At 58.4% G+C, this 743-nt stretch carries 1 protein-coding gene; it reads left to right on the top strand.

Annotated elements, in window-relative coordinates:
* Positions 1-118 precede the first annotated feature (118 nt).
* Complete coding sequence (gene aadB, locus R7Z47_RS24715; protein ID WP_318130746.1) at positions 119-652, top strand: aminoglycoside nucleotidyltransferase ANT(2'')-Ia; 534 nt, start codon at positions 119-121, stop codon at positions 650-652.
* Positions 653-743 lie beyond the last annotated feature (91 nt).

A 743-nucleotide genomic window follows, 5' to 3' on the forward strand; every position in this document is an offset into this window, starting at 1 on the left:
GGCAATGGCGGGTTGAAGTGCAATTTGCAAAGTCGGTAGCCCGCCCGAGCGTTTTCTCGGTTTGACAGGAAAGGCTCACGCAAACCGCCACTGCCCATAGCCCAAACCGTTAGGCCGCATGGACACAACGCAGGTCACATTGATACACAAAATTCTAGCTGCGGCAGATGAGCTAAATCTGCCGCTCTGGATCGGTGCGGGCTGGGCGATCGATGCACGGCTAGGGCGTGTAACACGCAAGCACGATGATATTGATCTGACGTTTCCCGGCGAGAGGCGCGGCGAGCTCGAGGCAATAGTTGAAATGCTCGGCGGGCGCGTCATGGAGGAGTTGGACTATGGATTCTTAGCGGAGATCGGGGATGAGTTACTTGACTGCGAACCTGCTTGGTGGGCAGACGAAGCGTATGAAATCGCGGAGGCTCCGCAGGGCTCGTGCCCAGAGGCGGCTGAGGGCGTCATCGCCGGGCGGCCAGTCCGTTGTAACAGCTGGGAGGCGATCATCTGGGATTACTTTTACTATGCCGATGAAGTACCACCAGTGGACTGGCCTACAAAGCACATAGAGTCCTACAGGCTCGCATGCACCTCACTCGGGGCGGAAAAGGTTGAGGTCTTGCGTGCCGCTTTCAGGTCGCGATATGCGGCCTAACAATTCGTCCAAGCCGACGCCGCTTCGCGGCGCGGCTTAACTCAGGTGTTACCGCAGCGAAATGGCCGGGCTGGTCAAGCGGTACGGTGAC

The sequence above is a fragment of the Vibrio sp. 1641 genome (assembly GCF_033339995.1).
Taxonomy (GTDB): domain Bacteria; phylum Pseudomonadota; class Gammaproteobacteria; order Enterobacterales; family Vibrionaceae; genus Vibrio; species Vibrio alginolyticus.